This is a genomic window from Desulfovibrio sp. (assembly GCF_047607245.1).
Classification (GTDB): Bacteria; Desulfobacterota; Desulfovibrionia; order Desulfovibrionales; family Desulfovibrionaceae; genus Desulfovibrio.
In genome coordinates, this window is the sequence record NZ_JASGDK010000100.1 from 1 (window position 1) to 16135 (window position 16135).

At 55.8% G+C, this 16135-nt stretch carries 14 protein-coding genes and 1 pseudogene; 8 read left to right on the forward strand and 7 right to left on the reverse strand.

The features are described 5' to 3' along the window. Both QM579_RS08115 and QM579_RS08120 read left to right on the forward strand, forming a co-directional pair. Positions 1-263, forward strand: a pseudogene (locus QM579_RS08115) (HEAT repeat domain-containing protein); the annotation flags it as partial. Between the two features lie 354 nt (positions 264-617). Continuing rightward, the gene (locus QM579_RS08120; protein WP_414998664.1) at positions 618-971 is read left to right on the forward strand and encodes a hypothetical protein; all 354 of its coding nucleotides are present in this window, start codon (positions 618-620) and stop codon (positions 969-971) included. Here QM579_RS08120 and QM579_RS08125 read toward each other — a convergent pair. Then, a complete protein-coding gene (locus QM579_RS08125; protein ID WP_414998665.1) occupies positions 956-1756 on the reverse strand; it encodes a DODA-type extradiol aromatic ring-opening family dioxygenase in 801 nt (266 codons plus the stop codon). The two genes, QM579_RS08120 and QM579_RS08125, sit on opposite strands and share 16 nt — an antisense overlap. A 393-nt stretch (positions 1757-2149) precedes the next feature. On the opposite strand from QM579_RS08125, the gene QM579_RS08130 reads away from it, so the two are divergent. Beyond that, positions 2150-3799: a diguanylate cyclase domain-containing protein gene (locus QM579_RS08130; RefSeq protein ID WP_414998666.1), complete on the forward strand. Its 1650-nt coding sequence runs from the start codon at positions 2150-2152 to the stop codon at positions 3797-3799. A 392-nt stretch (positions 3800-4191) separates the two neighbouring features. Here the strand turns inward: QM579_RS08130 and QM579_RS08135 are convergent, their stop codons facing one another. Beyond that, a complete protein-coding gene (locus QM579_RS08135; RefSeq protein ID WP_414998667.1) occupies positions 4192-5469 on the reverse strand; it encodes a DUF4910 domain-containing protein in 1278 nt (425 codons plus the stop codon). 682 nt (positions 5470-6151) lie between these two features. Between QM579_RS08135 and QM579_RS08140 the strand changes: the two genes are divergently transcribed. After that, positions 6152-6322, forward strand: a complete 171-nt coding sequence (locus QM579_RS08140) for a hypothetical protein (protein ID WP_414998668.1) — start codon at positions 6152-6154, stop codon at positions 6320-6322. 237 nt (positions 6323-6559) lie between these two features. Here QM579_RS08140 and QM579_RS08145 read toward each other — a convergent pair whose 3' ends face one another. Together QM579_RS08145 and cysK are read right to left on the reverse strand one after the other, a co-directional pair. Beyond that, positions 6560-7516 (reverse strand): chemotaxis protein, encoded by a 957-nt coding sequence (locus tag QM579_RS08145; protein WP_414998669.1) that lies wholly within the window; start codon positions 7514-7516, stop codon positions 6560-6562. Positions 7517-7838: 322 nt separating this feature from the next. Further along, the gene (cysK, locus tag QM579_RS08150) at positions 7839-8762 is read right to left on the reverse strand and encodes a cysteine synthase A (protein WP_414998670.1); all 924 of its coding nucleotides are present in this window, start codon (positions 8760-8762) and stop codon (positions 7839-7841) included. Positions 8763-8982: 220 nt separating this feature from the next. Between cysK and QM579_RS08155 the strand changes: the two genes are divergently transcribed. Continuing rightward, positions 8983-9444 carry a nuclear transport factor 2 family protein gene (locus QM579_RS08155; protein ID WP_414998671.1) on the forward strand — a complete coding sequence of 154 codons (462 nt, stop codon included), beginning with the start codon at positions 8983-8985 and terminating at the stop codon, positions 9442-9444. A 500-nt stretch (positions 9445-9944) separates the two neighbouring features. Beyond that, entirely contained in the window at positions 9945-10901 is a 957-nt protein-coding gene (locus QM579_RS08160; RefSeq protein WP_414998672.1) for a TIGR01777 family oxidoreductase, read from the forward strand. 304 nt (positions 10902-11205) lie between these two features. Here QM579_RS08160 and gap read toward each other — a convergent pair whose 3' ends face one another. The 3 genes from gap to surE all read right to left on the reverse strand — a co-directional run bounded on the left by gap (position 11206) and on the right by surE (position 14476). Beyond that, a complete protein-coding gene (gene gap, locus QM579_RS08165; protein ID WP_414998673.1) occupies positions 11206-12207 on the reverse strand; it encodes a type I glyceraldehyde-3-phosphate dehydrogenase in 1002 nt (333 codons plus the stop codon). A 34-nt stretch (positions 12208-12241) separates the two neighbouring features. Further along, the gene (gene fba, locus QM579_RS08170) at positions 12242-13168 is read right to left on the reverse strand and encodes a class II fructose-1,6-bisphosphate aldolase (protein ID WP_414998674.1); all 927 of its coding nucleotides are present in this window, start codon (positions 13166-13168) and stop codon (positions 12242-12244) included. 540 nt (positions 13169-13708) lie between these two features. Beyond that, positions 13709-14476, reverse strand: a complete 768-nt coding sequence (gene surE, locus QM579_RS08175) for a 5'/3'-nucleotidase SurE (RefSeq protein WP_414998675.1) — start codon at positions 14474-14476, stop codon at positions 13709-13711. Between the two features lie 108 nt (positions 14477-14584). Here surE and QM579_RS08180 point away from each other — a divergent pair, with 108 nt between their 5' ends. Further along, the gene (locus QM579_RS08180; protein WP_414998676.1) at positions 14585-15616 is read left to right on the forward strand and encodes a 3'-5' exoribonuclease YhaM family protein; all 1032 of its coding nucleotides are present in this window, start codon (positions 14585-14587) and stop codon (positions 15614-15616) included. Next, the coding region (tmk, locus tag QM579_RS08185) for a dTMP kinase (RefSeq protein ID WP_414998677.1) at positions 15592-16135 on the forward strand (544 nt) is incomplete at its 3' end. The genes QM579_RS08180 and tmk, both read left to right, overlap by 25 nt.

Here is a 16135-nt window from a genome sequence, read left to right on the forward strand (position 1 = left end):
GGCTTGCGCAAGACCGCCCGCAACTGTGCCTTGGCGCACGTAAATGGCTGATTCACGGCCTGGAAGACGAAGATATTATCTGCCGGGGCATGTCTGCCTGGGCTTTGAGCCAGTTGCCGCCCGACCTTATGGACGCCCCGGCACTGCGCCGTCTGGCTGAAGCAGAGCATGAAGAAGAATGCGAACTTTTTGACGGCAATGATATTTATGAAAAAAGCGTCAGCCAGATAGCCCGCGAGGCTCTGGAAAAACTCACGGTCTGAGGCAGACGCTCAGTTCACCGTTTCAGCCCGGCGCAACGCCAAGCATATCAAGACGGGCATAACGGCTGACGTAACACCTGACGCATCCGCCAAACACTTCGGCGGGCACTTCAGGCAGGCGTTCCCAGTGGACTCGCCAGCCGGGCCATAAAGCCGGCGTGCAAAACAGGCCCGTTCTGCACAAATGCTTCACGCAGATTGCCGTTCTTATTCCCAATCATAGTACATCCTGCTTTCAGGCCGGATACTTCCGGCCTGAAAGTGGCCTGCCCCTCAAATCCGCCAGAGCAGTTTAACTTTAAAAAAATTTAGCTGCTCTGGAACATTCGTACTTGCCAGCCTGCGCGAGGCACAATGAATCCGCGGCGCGACCATTACGATGCCGCCTGTTTTTCTGTGCAGGACATCCACTCGATCAATCTGCTCCGGCAATGGCGTCCAGGCCCATTTGCCCGATACGGCACAGGCATGCTGAAAAAAACAGAGTGGCTCAAGGCAAACCCCTTGAACCACCCTGCCACAGCTGACATCCGCAGCAATGTTCAAATCTTTTTGTTTTATTTAAACATGTTATCAGTGTTACGCACAAATATTTCGTCTTTTACGCACACCCCGCAAAGCGGCAAAATGCACAGCCGCAAAAATTATCAAGGTTTCGCCACTGCCAGTGATTGCCCTTTGGCAGTACCGCGTTACCCCAGCTCATAGGCGCTCAGCAGAGCGCCCATAGCCCGGCCATGCCAGGCAAGGCTGCCGGAAGCTCCCGGCGCGGAACCTGCAATGATCATGAGCGGTATAAGATGCTCTTCGCGCGGATGCGCAAAACGGGCTTCGGGGGCCTGCGCCCAATGGGCCAGCCTTTCTTCTCTTTCGGCAGGGCTTGAGTGACACACGGTTTCCGTCAGCCAGGCGTCAAACACATCTGCCCCCGGTATGGGTTCGTTGCTGCCATAGCGGAAGGCACGCATGTTGTGGAAGCTCATGCCGCTGCCCACAAAAAGCACGCCCTCCTCTCGCAGGGGAGCCAGAGCCCGCCCGAGCGCCAGATGCTCCCTGGGGTCAAGCCCGCGCTTGAGCGAAATTTGCGCCACTGGCATGTCTGCCTGCGGAAAGGCCAGCAGACCCGGCACAAAAACGCCGTGGTCGAAATCCCGAACACTGTCCTCCGCCAGGTTCAGGCCAGCGCCAGCTGTCAGCTGCCGCACGCGCTCGCGCAAATCTGCCGCAGGGGCGGGCCAGTGCAGATCATATGTGTGCGGAGGAAAATCATAATAATCATAATACAAATCCGGCTTGGGCGTGGTCAGCAGGGTGAACTCCGGCTCTTCCCAATGCGCGGAAAAAAAGAGTACGGCGCGCGGTTTTTCAGGCAAGGCTGCTGCATAGGAACCTAACCAGGCTCCCAGAGTATCCCACGTATCCGGGGGGTTCCAATCCATAAAAAAGCAGGGGCCTCCGCCGTGAGGGATATAGTATGCGGGAATTTTCGACATGATTTTTCCTTCTTTTATGAATGCTCGGCAAGAAACGCTTACTCAGGAATAGTCACAATATTCGCTTTTGATACTGCGCAGCCGCTGCCCTCGCTTGATTTTGCGAGGCTAGCTGCCAAAACGCAAGCTCTCTGACACGCATCTGAGTTACGTCATACACCTGTCCAACATAGTAAGCCATGTTGGGTAATATGCCAGAGCCCTTACTATTTTTCCGCCAACCGATGCGACGCTCTACCCAGGCTAGTGTACCCTAACCGCCTGCATAATCAGAAAATGTTAAAAAAACCACTCTTCCCTTGAAATTGACAGCCCCGCGAGTATATTGGCTGTCTGCATTGCTTCATCAGAAATCCGATCAACGCAATCCGCAACTCCCCCACGGAAGGTTTCATGCGTACGAGTTACAGCCTTAAGACGCGCTTTATTGCTACGTTCGTTCTTCTTGTAGTAATTTCCTGTCTTGTACTCAGTCTGGCCATTGGCCGTCAGGCCAGCGAACAGGCAGAAGACAGAATAGGTGTACAACTGACGGATCAGGCGCGGTACCTCTCAAGAACCCTCGACAGATCCATGTGGTTCTGGAGTCAGGAAATACAGTTGCTGCGGGCCGTGCTCAGTCAGGACAACGACCATTCCCCGGCCAGAATCACGGCCATGCTGAACTCCCTCAAGCAGACCATGCCCACGTTCTCCTGGATAGGGCTTACCGACACTGAAGGTACGGTACTGGCCGCCACGGACAACCTGCTGGTGGGTGCCAATATTTCACAACGCCCGGTTTTCAAGGAAGGCATCAAGGGCCTTTTCATCGGGGACGTTCACGATGCCGTGCTGCTTGCCAAGCATCTGCCCAATCCCGATGGCGAGCCTATGAAATTTGTGGATGTCAGCATGCGGGTACGTGACGCCTCAGGCCAGGTCACCGGAGTGCTCGCGGCCCACCTGAGCTGGACCTGGGCCAAAAATATACGGCAATTCATATTGCAGGACGCAGAGGTCAGCTCGGACACGGAACTTTTTGTTGTGGCCCGCGACGGCACCATCCTTCTGGGCAATGAGTATTTCATCGGCAACAACCTGAACCTGCCAATGCTTGAAGACAAGAACAGGGCCGTGCCGTATTGGGATATTCAGGTATGGCCCGATGGCCGCGCATACCTCACAGCTGTGGCTCGCGGCACGGGCTTCAAGGAATATTCGGGCCTCGACTGGACAGTGGTAGCGCGTCAGCCTTTAGGAACAGCGTATGAGCCTGTGCATGACATCATTGTACGTATTGTGCTGACCTGCCTTGTATTGTCCTTTTTATTCGCCGGGGCCGCATGGAAAGTCGCTGAAAAAGTTATTGCGCCTCTGAAGGGGCTTACCAAGGCCGCTTACAGTATGAGCCGGGGCGAACCGGCCAGCATCCCTCATGATACGTCCATACGGGAAATTGATGTGCTTTCGCAGGCATTGGACACGCTGGTGGACAACCTGACCAAGAGTGAAGACGACAAAAACCGGTTCGAAAGTACGGCCACAAGAGATCAGCTCACGGGGATGCTCAATCGGCATGGGCTTGAAGCGCGATTGCCATCAATTTTATCCCGTCTGCGGGAAAATAGCGGTCACGCCGACATCCTGTATATGGATCTGGACGGCTTCAAGCCTGTCAATGATGAATACGGGCACCACATTGGCGACCTGGTGCTTATCGAGGTGGCGCGCCGCATGGCCGCAAGCCTGCGGGCCAACGACATGCTGGTGCGGATTGGCGGCGATGAATTTGTAGCCGTGCTGGAAAGCAGCGCAGCGGGTTCTCCGGATATGGCCCAACTGGGGCAGCGTATTATCTGCACAGTCGGAGACCCCATACACGTTGAGGGGTATACGCTGTGTGTGGGTCTGAGCATGGGGCACAGCTGCTGGCAGCCGGACAAACAACGCTTTGAGGATGCTCTGGAACGGGCAGACAAGGCACTCTATACCGCAAAAAAATGCGGCAAAGACAGAATGGAATTCTCCCACGCATGCAACAATGCGACACACCGGCCTTGAACCATAAAGCCGTGTACCGGGGCGCGATTGTCCGCGTGGCGACGCAAGCGCTGTCTATTGCGCGGGTAAGCGCCGCAACTAACGCGTCGTAAGCTTGAAAATGCATCTTCTCAAAATGGATCTGCGCCAGAGCAGATTAACTTTGAAATGCACCATATTTCAAAGTTGTCATCCTGCCCAAGGATGCAATTTTTGGCAGTATCCACGCCGCAGTGCGGCGCGCTACACCCTTGTGCAGGGTTAGAGAATTTAAATTTTTCAAATTATAAATCCTCTATCGAAAACCGCCGTTGCACCTAGCAGCACACGCACTCCACCAAAGCCCAAAAACAGATACGCCAGAGCCGGTACATACCAGCTCTGGCGTTTTTTAAACGCACTCAAGGCACGGCTCAGCCAATGGGCTTGTGACTCACCACGCCCTGTTCTTCAAGCTGGCGCATAACGGCGCTGCACCGGAAAATATCCGCACCAACGGTTTCAGCTTCGTCCAGCAAGGTCATTGTGCCGTCGGCATAGGCCAGCAGATCCATCATGAGATCCACCTGTTCAGTACAGGAATATCTGGTGCTCAAAGTGGGGTAAAGGCCGCGCCTGCCCAGTTGCGGTTCGCACAGAACCCGGCACTGAAATGTGGCGTTCTCTTCCAATGCCTCAAGAATCTTTCGCACTATTTCAAAGCCGCCCTGAAGGCCTTTTTCCGTAACCAGCGAGCAGTCGTCCAGAGAGGTGTGGTACTCTGGAAAAACGTGATATTTCGTACGCATGACGCTGCACAAGGGCAGATCAATCCCCGGAGCGCAATACTGCCGCTCGTCGCTGCCCCTGTCGTGATAGGTATAGCTTACAAAGTCCGGGGCAAAATGCCGCAGCACATGCAGAGCCACCCTGTCTGCCAATGTATTGCCCTTACGGCTTGGCAGGTAGGAATAGGCGCGGTCATCACCCAGACATGTCAGGTTAAAACCGGCAATTACCCGTTCGCGCAATTGCTGGTAGTTCCTGCTGAGATAGGTGATGGAGCCGATGGTTTCGGGCACAAAAACAATGCGGTAAGTATAGCGGCGCGGCGCCGACAGCAGCCAGCGGGCCAGAGCTGTGGCCACAACAGGGCCCGAAAGCTCGTTATTGGCCATTGAAGGATGACACACGTAGGTGGAGAGAAAAACTTCCTTATCGCTCTTTCCGGGCAACACCAGTTCGCCATAGGTAAGATGCCCGGGCGCAAGTGTGGACTTGATAACCGCGTGATACATGCCGGGCTTGAGCTTTTGACGTACGCTGTGCTTGAGGCAGAAGCCCCAGCGCCGGGCATAGTAGGACGTCACATAAGGAATGGCCTCAGGCAGGTCTGGCCGGGAATGCAGGTGCTCCTGCAACTCTTCCAGAGGCAGCATGAGATCCACAGGCTCGGAATAGCCTACCACGTGTAAATTGCTGTAAGAAAAATCAGCTATGACTTCGCCGCCGGGGCCGGTCAGCCGTGCCTCGGTGATATTCCACTCGTCCGGCACGGTCCAGTCAAAGACCTGGCTGCCCGAAGGAACTTCATGTATTTGCAGATCCGGCATCTCTTCCTTGATGATGGAAAGAGTCTGTCGAACGCCGTTACCTGTGATACTGCGGCAAATGGGAAAAAGCCGCTGAAGAAAGCTGTGCAGATTTGGCATGGGAAGAGCCTTGCGCGCCTGTTGTCCGCCCGGGGGTGCGCGAACGTAAAATTATGGTAAAAAGATCAGCCGCCCTGTTTGGGCTATACTGGCTATGAAAGAACGGCATCTTCCCTCCTGCACAAATGGCAGCCTCACAGACCGCCTCAACGCGCGGCGTTGGCCCCCGTTCGGAACCCTCTCGCCGCTCTCCCCTTGTTGCCTCACCCGGCCACAGCCGGGTTCGCTATTATTGAAATAGCTGATATTCAATCCTGTACATATTTGCTGGCTGGCAGGTCAACTGCCAAGCCGGGCATCGCCCCGGCTCACGGGGCTATACGGGCCATACGGAAGCAAAAAGACCGCCGATTGTCCAGCACTGTTTGCAACATTAAGCCCTACAAAAAAATAACTTATTGTAACTAGCTTTCCGAATTAGCAATTTTTTTATGTATTTTCTGGCTAACTCTCCGGCATGGCGGAATAAAGGACGCCTCGCGGCACACCATCGCCACAAAGGCATACGCGTTGACACCACTGCAAAAGCAGACTAACAAACATAAAAAATTATTTAATGAGGGTTTTTATGCGCTCTTTTTTTGATCCGGTTCTTTATGCATAGCAGGGGCTATTGCATATCAACGTAAATTCTTAGGCAATAGCTCCTGCTCGATCCTGATATACAATTAGGAGGAGCATAATGAGCTATAAAAATGCAGGCGATGTATTCCCACATGAATTACTGTGCAAAATTCAAGAATACATTAACGGTGAGTACATATACATTCCGCGGCAGACCTTAAAAAACTGCCTTGGGGTGAGTTGTCTGGAGCAAGAAAAACGCTTCAGGACAGAAACAGGGAGATTGTAGCCAGAAAAAATAATGGCTGCCCTGTTGCAGAGCTGGCAAAGCAGTACTTTCTGTCCACAAAAACTATATACAAGATCATCAGCGCCGCCAAAAGCGGCTGATTGCATGCGCCTCGGTTCGCCGGGGCGCTTTTTCTTTTCTGAAACAAAAAGTCTCTCCGCACCTTGGTATGGAGAGACTTTCGATATACTCGAAACGGGCGGCCCGTCTTTTCGGCTCAATATCCTGCCTACGGCCCTAGCCTTTGACCTGCTGGCCCCAGACAGTTGTGATGAGCTCATGCAGCCTTACGGAAAGAGCCTTGAGGTCAGGCTTGGTGTACTGGGCGTCGGCTCCGACCAGGGCACATTTTTTGGCAAGGCTGTCATTGATCATTGAAGAAAAAATGGCTACGGGCAATTTTTTGAGAATAGGGTCTTCCTTGATGCGCTTGCACAAGGCAAGCCCGTCCATTGCGGGCATTTCGATGTCTGTAATGACCCCTTGCAGAAAATCCGATACAGGCCGGTTTTCAGCTTCACAGCGGTCACGCACGGTTTGCAGGTAGTCCCAGGCTTCCTGCCCGTTGACCTTCTGCTCGACCTTGAAGCGGCCTTCCTTATTGAGCAGTTCCAGAAGCAGGCTGCGAATACTGCTGGAGTCGTCTACATGCAGGATTTTGTAGGTCTTGCCGTCTGAAGCGTCCATGTCTGACGTGTCAAAGCGCAGGGCCATTGCCGGGTGCAGTTCGGCAACAATGGCTTCCAGATCCAGCAGAAAAATAACGCGCTCTTCAAGACGCACCACACCAGTGACGGAGCTGCGGCTCATGTTCTGCAAGAACTGCCCGGGGGCTTCCACATCAGTCCAGCTCAGCCTGTAGATGCGGTTGACGCCGGACACCAGAAATCCCGTACAGACACCGTTGAACTCGGTTACAATAACCTTGGCGTCTTCATTGGTGATAGGCGCGCTGCCCAAAAAACGGGCCATATCAATAAGCGGCACGATACGGCCATTGCGGTGCAAAAACGCGCCCAGCAGAGCTTTGTGACGCATCTCCGGCATGGCCGTCACGGGTTGGCGACGACCGATTTCAACCACTTTGGCCACGTTAAGGCCGTAATGCGCCTCATAGCCGTCCTGGTTGACGTAGAACTCCACTATTTCGAGTTCATTGGTGCCGGTTTCGAGCAAGATATTGGTCTGCGCCATAAAAATACTCCATTAAACAAACGGGACTACGATAATGTGCCGCATGTGGGAACTTTAAACCTTGAAGCGCGCGCTTCTTTGTCCAACTTATCGGCCAGAACAAATAAGTATTTAGCTCTTGAAAATAAAAATATCGTTTTTCCGCGCCTGTTTTTACAGAACACTCAATTCCGGCCCGTACGGAAACCCGATACCCGTTACTCATACCAGCATTCACTATGACCACAACACCAACGGAAAAGCCAGTACAGACCGCCGGGGCCGCCTTGCCGCCGCCTCACGGGTACGGGCAAGGACGGCCCCTGGCAGGCCCTTGGCAAATCTAGGCAGGCTGCGTCATATCGGTGAACAGCCTGGTGGACATATACCTTTCGCCAGTGTCGCAGGCAAAGGTGACGATATTCTTTCCTTTCATTTCCGGGCGGGCCGCAATCTTGAGGGCTGCCGCCACGTTAGCCCCGGTGGAGATGCCTGTCACAATGCCGCTGCGCATAAGCTGGCGGGCCGTGACCAGAGCTTCTTCAGCATCGGCCAGCAGTATTTCGTCCAGCAGCGCACGGTCAAGAATAGCGGGCACAAATCCGGCTCCGATACCCTGAATAAGGTGCGGCGAGGCCTTGCCGCCAGAAAGCACGGGGGAGGCGGCGGGCTCCACGGCGATAACCTTGAAGCCGGGAATACGTTCCTTCAAAAAGCGGCCTGCACCCGTAATGGATGACCCGGAGCCAACGCCTGCCACCAGCACGTCCATCTTGCCCACGCTGTCGCTGTAAATTTCAGGCCCGGTGGTTTTGTAGTGCGCCTGCACGGCTTCTGGATTGGTGAACTGGCCGGGAATGAAACCGCCCTGCTCTTCGGCAATGCGGCGGGCTTCTTCAACGGCTCCGGTCATTCCCTTGGCCGCCGGAGTAAGCACCAGTTCAGCGCCCAGCCCCTTGAGCAGGTTGCGCCGCTCAATGCTCATAGATTCCGGCATGGCGAGCACGCAACGCAGGCCGCGAACGGCTGAAACCAGGGCAATGCCAATGCCCATATTGCCGCTGGTGCCTTCAACAACAAGGCCGCCCGGCTCAAGTTCGCCCCACTGAAGGGCATTTTCGATAAGGTGAAAAGCCACACGGTCCTTGATGGAGCCGCCGGGGTTACGGTTCTCAAGTTTGAGCCAGACCGTGCCGGGCAGTTCCTGTGAAAGATCAAGCCGCAGCAGGGGAGTATTGCCAATTGCCTGAAGAATGTTGGTCAGCATGGCGAGAAAACCTCATATTGTCGTAGGGAAATTCCCGAAAATCCTGTAGGATGGGCAGGTGAAGCTTTACAACAGACGCGTTTTGCTTAAGAGTCAGGGCTAGAGAATAGAGGAAAGTGCGCCCATTGGCAAATTTTCCTACAGGTTCATGCCGGGCCATTTCCCGGCGCGCGACAGCCTTGCGCCGCACAGACGGCTCAGCATAACGACGGAGGACACAATGAAACTTCTTAAATCCGCATCTCTTGTCTTCGCTCTTGTTCTTTGCCTTTCCGCCAGTCTGGCTCAGGCCAAGGCCGACACAGTGGCTCTGTATACCGAAGCAGTCATGACCGGTGACATCCCTGCCCTTGAAACCCTGCTGGCTCCCAATTACTGGCACATCGCAGCCAACGGGCATATCGAGGACAAAGAGCACTTCATCCAGTCTATCAAAAACAAGGAACTGGTGGTTGACCGCCTGACCATCAGCAATGTGCGCACCACAATGGTCGGCGGTGCCACCCTGCTTACCGGCAATGGCTACTTCAGGGGCACCACCGTGCCCACCCTGCCCGAAGGCCTTATGCGCTTTACCCTGGTAATTGTGAAAAACCAGAATCGCGAACAGGTTGTGCTGACCCAGGCTACCCCTGTGGTTGCCAGCCCTGACTGCAGGGACGGTAACTGCAAGATCCAGTAGCCGCGCAAGCGACATTCCAATACTATCAAAGCCCCGTCATCGACGGGGCTTTTTGCTTGGAGCAGTTTACGAATGAAATAAGCCAACTGTTCTACAAGGATTCGCGTGCGAATCCTTGCCACGAAATAGGCGCTGGCGGGTTTTGCTCACCGTGAAGAGACTACTTCAGGTGCAAGATGCTCTGATGACAAGCCACGCGCTTTTGCCGCGCCATTTTATTTCTGCCTTGTGTGGTGGAGAAATATAGTAATTCAGTTTACGATAGCAGCCAGACCTCTTGCAGGCCAAAACGGCCTGCGAAGACCAATGCGCACAGCCCGGTGCAACATATCCGCGCTGAAATATATCTTCTCCCGACCGGAACACGCCATCGTTCGAACAACAGCGGTATCCGCTGACAAGTACCGCTCAGCAGCAGACACCATTGCCCTTTTTTCCTGCACCCTCAGGGCAGCCGCAACAGCCTGATGTCAAAAACCTCCAGACCGGCAGGATAGACCATGCATATACTTATTCTGGGTTCCACAGGTTTTATCGGCTCACAGATTACATCTCATCTTTTGCAGCACGGGCATACCATCCGCGGCGCAGCACGAAGTGCTGGCAACCGCCCGGAACGCCCCGGACTTTCATATGCCCCCTGGGATGGCAAAACAGCTTCTGGCCTGCTGCCCTTGCTGGAAGGCATCGACGCCGTGGTTAACCTGCAGGGAGAAAACATCGGCGCCGGGCGCTGGACCGAAACACGCAAGCAGGCCATTGTTCAAAGCAGGCTGAATGCGGGCCATGCCCTGACCTCCGCCCTGCAAGCCAGGCGTGACGCCGGGTTGGCCCTGCCGCACACTGTACTTCAGGCATCGGCCTGCGGTTTCTATGGCTTATGGCAGGATGCCGCCACTGCACCTGAATGCGACGAAAGCAGCGCCAAAGGGCAGGGCTTTCTGGCAGAAACCTGTGTTGTTTGGGAAGAAAGCACAAAACTTGTAGAAACAATGGGCATACGCCGCTGCACCCTGCGCTTTTCTCCCGTTATCGGAAAAAAAACATCAGGAGCCGCTGGGGGATTTCTGGAACGGATGCTGACGCCGTTCCGGTATTTTCTTGGCGGGCCTGTCGGCTCTGGCCGCCAGCCCATGAGCTGGATTCACATGGCCGACGTGACGCACGCCGCCCAGTTCTTACTTGAGCGGGATGACCTGCGGGGCATTTTCAATATCAGCGCCCCTGCACAGGTGGATATGCGCCAGTTTGCCCACGCGCTGGGCAAGGCCTGCTCCCGGCCGTCGTGGCTTCCGGTGCCCGAGTTTATTTTGCGTCTGGCCTTGGGGCAGATGGCCGAAGAGCTGGTTCTGAACGGGCAAAAGTCTGTTCCCTCACGCCTTGCGGAATCCGGCTATGTCTTTCGCTACCCGGACCTTGAGCAGGCCCTGACGGACACACTTACGCGGCGCGCTTAAGGCGGCGTTTACAAAGCGCTTGCGCACGTTCCGAAAAATCATCTGCACAGGAACAAAAGCGGTACGCACTCTCCGTTCATGCCGCCCTCGAGTTAGGCTTTGTCAGCACGGCCGCAAATCAGAAGCAGACTGCGGCTTTGCCGCACCGCAACATGACGGATTTCCGTGTCTCTCCGCCCGGCGGATCCGCTGGCAATGGCGGTGCAATAAGCGCGAAGCGGAGTTTGCCGTCAAAGAAAGGCGGCACGAACATATAGTCCGTGCCGCCTGTACGCTTTCAAACTCTATAGGTGATTGGCAACAACTAGCAGGTGCTGCCAACCATACGCAGCAGCCGCAACAACTGATGCGTAAAGCCAGATTCATTATCGTACCAGATGAGCACTTTAACCATAGTGCCGTCCAGCACCTGGGTAGAGAGCGCATCCACTACGCCGCCGTGCGTGCTGCCCCGGTAGTCGATGGAAACCAGCGGTTCTTCGGAATACCCCATATGTGCGCCAAGGATGCCTTCATTGGCAGCCTTGAATGCCTCGTTGACGGCCACAGCGTCACAGCTGCGTTCCACTTCACAGGTCAGGTCCACGAGCGAGCAGTCAAAAGTAGGCACACGCACGGACATGCCGTTGAGCTTGCCTTCAAGCTCGGGCATCACGATGCCCACAGCCTTGGCCGCGCCCGTGCTGGAGGGCACCATAGACACCGCAGCCGCGCGGCCACGACGCCAGTCTTTGTGAGAGCCGTCCAGAATACGCTGGCTCATAGTGTAGCTGTGGATGGTGGTCATGAGGCCGTGGCGGATGCCAAACTTTTCATGCAGCACCTTGGCCACAGGGGCCAGGCAGTTGGTGGTGCAGGAAGCCGCGGAAATGATCCTGTGCTTGACGCAGTCGTACACATGATCGTTGACGCCCATAACAATCATAGCGTCCACGTCTTTGGCGGGGGCCGAAATCACGACCTTTTTCGCGCCACACGCCAAATGCTTGGCAAGGCCTTCGCCGTCCTTGATGGTGCCCGTCGTTTCCACGGCAATGGTAACACCCAGGCGTTCCCATTCCCATTCGCCGGGCTTGCAACGGGTTACGGCGATATGGCGACCATTGACTATGATGCCGTTTTCGTCGTGATCCACGCTGCCCGCAAAGGTGCCGTAAGTGGAATCGTACTTGAAAAGATAGGCCAGGGCGGCATTATCGGCGCGCGCGTTGATGGCGGCGATTTGCAGATCCTGGTCATCGGCCAGCAGCCGCAGCAGATAGCGGCCAATGCGGCCAAAGCCGTTCATTCCCAGTTTGACGGGCATGTTGCGCTCCTTGACGAAAACGTATGTGTGTTTTTTAGGCTTTGCCCGAAGATCCCATCACATTACGGATCTTGTGCGCCACCATTTTTTTGACAGCATCCCGGGCGGGCTTGAGATAGGACCGGGGATCAAATTCTTCAGGGTGTTCGGCAAGATACTGGCGGATGCAGGCCGTGACAGCCAGACGGATGTCCGTATCCACGTTGATCTTGCACACGCCCATGCCTGCAGCCTTGCGCAGCATGTCTTCGGGCACGCCCTTGGCGCCGCCCACCTTGCCGCCGTACTGGTTGCACAGGGCAACAAATTCCTGCGGCACGCTGGAAGCACCGTGCAGCACAAGGGGATAGTCGGGCAGCTTTTTGCTGATAGCTTCAAGTCTGTCGAAGTCCAGCTTGGCTTCGCCCTTGAACTTGTACGCGCCGTGGCTTGTGCCAATAGCAATGGCCAAAGAGTCGCAGCCCGTGCGTTCCACAAATTCCACTGCTTCGGCAGGATCGGTATAAACGTGCTCGTCAGACTGCACGTGCTCTTCAATGCCCGCCAGTTTGCCAAGTTCCGCTTCAACCCACACGCCACGGGGGTGGGCATATTCCACCACCTGCTTGGTAAGGGCGATATTTTCCTCAAAGGGCAGGTGCGAACCGTCAATCATGACAGAAGTAAAGCCGCCGTCGATACAATCGCGGCACATTTCAAAGCTGGGGCCGTGGTCAAGATGCACGGCCACGGGCACGCTGGCGTCTACGTCAAGAGCGGCGTCCACCAGCTTCATGATATAATCCTGCCCCGCGTACTTACGCGCGCCGGAAGAAACCTGAAGAATGACCGGGGACTTCTCTTCAGAAGCCGCGTTCATGATGCCCTGGATAATTTCCATGTTATTGACGTTGAACGCGCCAACGGCGTAGCCCCCCGCATACGCGGCGGCAAACATTTCTTTGGGATTGGTAAGAGGCATAAATTCCTCCGTGTTTTTCTGCGGCAAAGGGCTGCCGAAATACTCAGTTTTAAATGGCATTTGCCCATGCAGACATCAAGAAAGCATGGCTAGCACCAACGCCTGTCACAAGCAAGAGTCACATACACCAAATTTGCGCAAAGGGGAATGGTTTAACGCCCCCACAAGGGCATCACTGGCTGTCCTGACAGCTTTCAGAGCCAGAAAGTCCGCGCCTTTTTCAAGGTAGGATCGCCCGGTTAAAAAAAGCGGGCTTTCTGCGAACGGTTGCGACTACCAGCGTGCAAGTTCTTGCGACAGCCTGTTCGTCAGACATTCCCTGTTCTGCATCGCAACGGGAATTGTCAGCAATAAACCTCCTGCACCAGTATGCCAGCCGCCAGTACAGGAAACTACAGGCAAAAAACAATGTGCCGTAACGCTGCCGGCCCGCAAAAGGCTGTCAGTCCGCGCTACGTCCAAGACCTCTCTGCTGCTAACAAACAGCCAAACCGGGAAATTGACGGTTAACGGCGCGACGGACGATTCTTGCAATCTGCACTAAAGGCCCATTTTCTCAAGAGCGCGCATGCTCCTGTGGTCTGTAAATTCAAAATTCAGAGGCGTCATGGTGATGTGCCCCCGGTTGAGCAAATCCTTGTCCGAATCCGGCTCGATGCTCGCCATAGGAATTTCGCCCTCAAGCCACCAGTAGGGCACACCACGGGGATCTTCGCGCTCAAGGTACACGTTTTTCCACACGGCGCTGGTCTGGGGGCAGATGCGCAGTTCGCCAGCTTCGTCCAGCGGGCAGGCCGGATAGTTGACGTTGATGACCCGGCGGCGTCCCACCTCGGCCCAGTTGATGCGGCTTGCCAAGGCCACGGCGTGACGGGCCTGCGGCATGAGATCCTCACCTGGCGCGGTGTTATGGCTGAAACTGTCGTGCGAAACGGCCATACTTGGCAGTTCTTCATGCGCGGCCTCGGTGGCTGCGCCCACAGTGCCGGAATATAGAATATCCGGGCCCACGTTGGCCCCGGCATTGATGCCGGACATAACAAGATCAGGCCTTTGAGGCAGCAGACGCCCCAAGGCCAGCTTCACGCAGTCGGTGGGCGTGCCGTAGACGCCAGTGCCCGTAAAGCCGGGTTCTTCGATCACTGTAGCCCGCACGGGTTCAAAAACTGTAAGCGAATGCCCTACCCCGGACTGCTGGCGCATGGGGGCCACAACGGACACCGTGTGCCCGGCTTCAATCAAAGCTGCGTACAGGGCACGCAGGCCCCTGGCCCGGATGCCGTCGTCATTGGTCAGGAGAACGTTCATTGACAATACCTCGGAAAGAAGGGAAATTCGGGTCATAGACCCGTTGCGGTTCACCGCCGTGTACGGAGACCAAAAAGCTCGGAGCGCTGGCCGCTCCTGGAAAGATATATGGAAAAAGGTTGTTACGTCAAAGACATTAGCGCCGCGTCCGAAGCACGCGGCCTGTTCGCCGTCAGTCAGGCGGCGCAGGGACAATCCCGCAACGGCCCTTACTGGCGGCTTACTCTGGTAGACGCCAGCGGCAGTCTGGAAGCCAAGATATGGAGCCCCCTCAGCGCGGATTTCAGCGAAATACCTTCTGGTTCCCTTGTCTGGGTTGAAGGCCGCGCCGGGCTTTACCGCGATCAGGTACAGCTTACGGTGGAGCACATGCGCCTGCTGGACGATGCCGAAAGCGCCACTGTGGACCACACTGCCCTCATGCCCGCCAGCCCCTACCCGCTGGACGACATGTTGCAGGAACTGGACGGGCTTATAAAAACGGAGTTCACCCACACCCCCTGGCGCAAGCTGGTGCAGGGATTCTTCAACGATGAAGATCTGCGGGCCGTCTTTCGGGTCTGCCCGGCGGCCAAAGGCGTACACCATGCCTATGTGGGCGGCCTGCTCGAACACACCCTGAGCGTCTTCACGCTCTGCCGCCGCATTGCCGACCAGTATCCAGAACTGGACCGTCAGACCCTGCTGGCCGGAGCACTTTTTCACGACATCGGCAAAATACGTGAATTTTCAGGCGGCCTTGCCAACGACTATACAGACGAGGGCCGCCTGCTTGGGCATCTTATGCTGGGCATAGAAATGCTGGCTCCCTTCATGACCAAATCCGGCCTTGAAGAGCCATTGCAACGGCACCTCAAGCACCTGATCTTGAGCCACCACGGCGAACTGCAGTTCGGCGCGGTGCGCCCGCCCCACACGCCAGAGGCTATGGCCCTGCATTATGCCGACAATCTGGACGCCAAGATGGCCCAGTGCCGGGGGCTCTTCGCCCAGCTGGACGAAGAAGGACAGGATTGGACCCCCTGGCAGGCCACCTTGGGACGCCCTGTACACCGGGCAGCACGAACGCCGGAAAAAGCCGCCCCCGCAACCCGCAAAAAGGCGGTCAAAGAAGAATGTTTATCACTTTTGAAGGTATAGAGGGCGCGGGCAAATCCACAGCCATCGAATTCCTTGTGAATTACCTGCAGGCTCACGGCTACGACCCCGTCACCACCAGAGAGCCCGGAGGCAGCGTCCTTGGAAAACGCCTGCGGTCTTTGCTGCTGGATGTGCGCACCACTGGTCTTTCCAGCCGGGCAGAACTGTTTCTTTTTCTGGCCGACCGCGCGCAGCATGTGGCAGAAGTGATCCATCCCGCCCTTGAGGCCGGGCAGGTAGTGCTCTGCGACCGCTTCACGGATTCCACACTGGCCTATCAGGGTTATGGACGAGGGCTGGATACCGAGTATCTGCGCAGCCTCAATCAGGCGGCCACGGGCGGGCTGCAACCGGAACTGACCCTGCTGCTGGACCTGCCTGTGCGTTGCGGGCTTGAACGCGCCGGAGAGCGCAACCGCGCCGCCGGAATCGTCATTGCCGAAGGCCGCTTTGACAGCGAAAGCATTGACTTTCATGAACGCGTGCGTCAGGGGTACCGCGCCCTTGCTGATGAAGAAC